The sequence below is a fragment of the Shewanella sp. genome (assembly GCF_051658185.1).
Classification (GTDB): domain Bacteria; phylum Pseudomonadota; class Gammaproteobacteria; order Enterobacterales; family Shewanellaceae; genus Shewanella.
Window position 1 is genome coordinate 1 of sequence record NZ_JBOFMC010000105.1, and the last position, 2,197, is coordinate 2,197.

Annotated in this window: 4 protein-coding genes and 1 pseudogene; 3 read left to right on the forward strand and 2 right to left on the reverse strand. The window is 48.2% G+C overall.

The genetic code is table 11. The features are described 5' to 3' along the window. Positions 1–116: 116 nt before the first annotated feature. Genes ACRCZA_RS04410 through ACRCZA_RS04420 form a run of 3 tightly spaced genes read left to right on the forward strand, consistent with a single transcriptional unit; the run spans position 117 to position 1,384 of the window. Complete coding sequence (locus ACRCZA_RS04410) at positions 117–527, forward strand: hypothetical protein (RefSeq protein WP_438673261.1); 411 nt, start codon at positions 117–119, stop codon at positions 525–527. Between the two features lie 3 nt (positions 528–530). Further along, the gene (locus ACRCZA_RS04415) at positions 531–1,139 is read left to right on the forward strand and encodes a class I SAM-dependent methyltransferase (protein WP_438673262.1); all 609 of its coding nucleotides are present in this window, start codon (positions 531–533) and stop codon (positions 1,137–1,139) included. Further along, positions 1,094–1,384 (forward strand): hypothetical protein, encoded by a 291-nt coding sequence (locus ACRCZA_RS04420; protein WP_438673263.1) that lies wholly within the window; start codon positions 1,094–1,096, stop codon positions 1,382–1,384. The genes ACRCZA_RS04415 and ACRCZA_RS04420 overlap by 46 nt, the downstream gene beginning before the upstream one ends. Before the next feature lie 160 nt (positions 1,385–1,544). Here the strand turns inward: ACRCZA_RS04420 and ACRCZA_RS04425 are convergent, their stop codons facing one another. Next, on the reverse strand, positions 1,545–1,730 hold the full coding sequence (locus tag ACRCZA_RS04425) for a cytoplasmic protein (protein WP_438673264.1): 186 nt from the start codon (positions 1,728–1,730) through the stop codon (positions 1,545–1,547). Between the two features lie 89 nt (positions 1,731–1,819). Continuing rightward, a pseudogene (locus ACRCZA_RS04430) lies at positions 1,820–2,197 on the reverse strand (cytochrome C biosynthesis protein); the annotation flags it as partial.

Below are 2,197 nucleotides of genomic sequence, written 5' to 3' on the forward strand. Positions count from 1 at the left end.
TACAGCAATGACAGGTCGTCAATGAAATGGGGTATGATCTGGCCGGATTTTGCAATACCCTTAGGGGCGCGGTTATTTGTCGTTGAAATTAATATTGAATGCTTAAGGTTGGGTATATGGCTGAGGGGTTTATCTCGCAAAAACGTTTTTGGATCCAAAGGTTGAGTAAAACCATGCTCAGGGCGCTGCATATTCTTGGCGTCGTTGGCTCGGGTGGGGGAATTATTGTCGCGGCAGACAAAGCCCTATGGATAAATTATTGGTATCTGGCGATGGCCACTGGCGTGATACTCATGCTGTGGGAAGTTGTGCGAGACTGGCGCTGGCTGATCCAGCTTAAGGGGGTGTTAACTTTATTAAAATTGGGGTTATTGTGCTTATTCATCCCCCTTGCTAATCATAAGCCTGAGATCTTAACCCTGATAGTCTTTTTGTCAGTGATTGTCTCCCACGGCCCTGCGGGATTGAGGCATTATTCGTTGGTGCACCGCCGAGTGATTGATTCTAAAAAAGAAATTAAGGGCTAACACATGCACCTTACCCAGCTGGGCATACCTGCACCTTTAATCAGCGCGTTTGCGTGGCCTCCTTTGGCAGGCTTAAAGGTTGCCGATGTTGCCTGCGGTAATGGGCGTAATGGCGGCTGGTTTTGCGAGCGTGGTGCCAATGTTACCTTTATTGATAAGGACTTAAGTGCACTCTCGCCTTTTGCGCATGCCAGTGCAGCCCGATGGCAGTGGGATTTAGAGCGTCCTGACGCGCCGCAGCTGCCAGTTGAGGCTTTTGATATTGTTTTAGTATTTAACTACTTGTATCGACCATTATTGGCGCAAATCAACCAAAGCATAAAGCCCGGTGGACTCATAGTGTATGAGACTTTTACTTGGCAACAGGCAAGTCTGGGTAGGCCACGCAATCCTGATTTCTTACTGATTGAAAATGAACTGAAATCAGTATTTGCTAACTTTCAACCTTTGCATTATTTTGAAGGCAGATTAGCTGATCCTCTCACGGGGCGCGCCAGCTTTAAAGCGCAGCTTATCGCCCAAAAGTCACCATACCCCACCACGCATGCAGGAACAGAGGTGCTAGGATGTTTCCCTACCCAGAGCAGTACCGTGTTGCAACACCACCGTTAACCACGGCCATGATGGTTGGCTGGGCATTGCTGAGCCATAGCTTACTGGCGGATGCCAGTCCGATTGCACTCTATCCGCTGTTGGCATTATTCCCTATCGTGATTTGTCTGCATATGTACTTAATTTTTCTGGCAAAAGGAATGGGACGCCTCGACCAATGCTTTTATGCTCTCGTCCACATTCCGCTCGCATTTGTGGTGTGGACTTTTACCATTATGCATGTCAACGGCAATGCTTTTTCATAGCGAGTCAATCATTAGCTTATTCGCTTGTGGCGCAAGTACTCACATCAGTACTCACACAAGTGCTCACAGCGTGAGTAGGTTATTAACGCGATAAAAAACGCCCAACAAGTTGTTGGGCGTTTTTTTGTTTGAGGCTTAAGGCTTAGGGCTAAAGCATAGGTTAGGCCGTGGTATTGATATGGTGACCGCTATTGCCTACAGGCTTTGGGGCGGCGGCTTCAATCAAGGCAAGGATCATTTGCCCCTCGGCTTGTTGCTGCTCCCGGGCGAGCTTTGCGACCTTTACGCCAATGGCGCCGTTGTCTAAATTGGGTGCAATCACTTGGCTATTTAACGAGATAGACATAAGTACCCTTAGTGGTGGACAGACCCTGTTATCGGCAAACTCAAGATGTTCTTTAAGAATATTGCTTGAATTTGCCGCTGGGGCTGACGTTATTTCGCTTTAAACAGTTTGCGCCCAAGGATGATAAGCGCTGTGATCCCAAGGGAGCCTAAAATTAGGCCAAGGGCGAGGCTGACATTTTGCAGAGCCGTTGGGTCGATAACCAGCGCGACGCCCATGCCAAGCATCATCACACCAGACATCAGTTTTAAGGCCTGACCTTCTTTTTCGGTGAGTTTACGTTTGCCCAATGTTGCGCTAAATACAATCACAATCACCGCGAGTGGGATCACGTAGACGATGTTGTACAGCACCAGATACATGTAGCGCTCGATGTCCGGCAGATTGTGCATCGATAGTACGCTAGTGTAGATCATCGGAAAGCCTGCGGTGCACAGTAACTCATAGGCATTGGCGAGGATCGCTAA